This window comes from Dolomitihabitans soli (genome assembly GCF_022213955.1).
In the GTDB taxonomy this organism is placed as follows: Bacteria; Actinomycetota; Actinomycetes; order Streptosporangiales; family Streptosporangiaceae; genus Streptosporangium_A; species Streptosporangium_A soli.
In genome coordinates, this window is record NZ_JAKNTW010000073.1 from 1 (window position 1) to 1,290 (window position 1,290).

The following is a 1,290-nucleotide window of genomic DNA, read 5'->3' on the forward strand; positions in this document are numbered from 1 at the left end:
GCCGGCGGGCAGGACGACCTCCAGCCGTTTGCCGCCCACCTCGACCGTGATGTGCTCACGCCCGGCCGGCTCCCCCTCCGCAACCGCCGCCGCAGCCCCCGCATACGGCTCGATCACCCCCGCGAACTCGGTCTCGATCCACCGCGTATGCACCGCGAACGGCTCCCCCGTGAACGCCGGATCATCCACCACCGCACGATGGAACGCCAGCACCGTCGGCATCCCCTCCACCACGAACTCCGCCAGCGCCCGCCGCGAACGCGCCAGCGCCTCCCCCCGCGTACGACCCGTCACCACCAACTTCGCCACCAGCGAATCGAACACCTGCGGAACCGTCATCCCCTGCTCATACCCGCTGTCCAACCGCACCCCCGGCCCCGAAGGCGGCCGCCACCGCGTCAACGTCCCCGCAGCCGGCAAGAACCCCCGCCCCGGATCCTCCGCATTGACCCGGAACTCGATCGAATGCCCCCGCGCAGGCGGATCCCCATACCCCAACTCCTCACCACCCGCGATCCGGAACATCTCCCGCACCAGATCGATCCCCGTCACCTCCTCCGTCACCGGATGCTCCACCTGCAACCGGGTGTTCACCTCCAGAAACGACACCGTCCCATCCCGCCCCACCAGAAACTCACACGTCCCCGCCCCCACATACCCCGCCTCCCGCAAAATCGCCTTCGAACTCCGCGTCAGCACCTCCACCTGCGCCCCCGACAAAAACGGCGCGGGCGCCTCCTCCACCAGCTTCTGATGCCGCCGCTGCAACGAACAATCCCGCGTCGAGACCACCACCACATTGCCGTGCACATCAGCCAGACACTGCGTCTCCACATGCCGCGGCCGATCCAGATACCGCTCCACGAAACACTCACCCCGCCCGAACGCGGCCACCGCCTCCCGCACCGCCGACTCGAACGACTCCGGAATCTCCGCCAACGTCCGGGCCACCTTCAACCCCCGCCCGCCCCCGCCATACGCAGCCTTGATCGCCACCGGCAGCCCATGCTCCCGCGCGAACGCCACCACCTCCGCCGCCCCCGACACCGGATCAGTGGTCCCCGCCACCAACGGCGCACCCACCTTCTGCGCGATATGCCGCGCCCGCACCTTGTCCCCCAGCGCATCGATCGCCGACGGCGGCGGCCCCACCCACACCAGCCCCGCCTCGATCACCGCCCGCGCGAACCCCGCGTTCTCCGCCAGAAACCCATAACCAGGATGAACCGCATCAGCACCCGACCGCCGCGCCACATCCAGCAGCTTCTCGACCGACAGATACGACTCCGC

1 protein-coding gene is annotated in these 1,290 nt (G+C 69.5%); it reads right to left on the reverse strand.

The window, feature by feature from the left end:
• Positions 1-1,290, reverse strand: a 1,290-nt coding sequence (locus tag MBA17_RS49015) for an acetyl-CoA carboxylase biotin carboxylase subunit (protein WP_238505830.1), incomplete at both ends; no start/stop codon positions are given.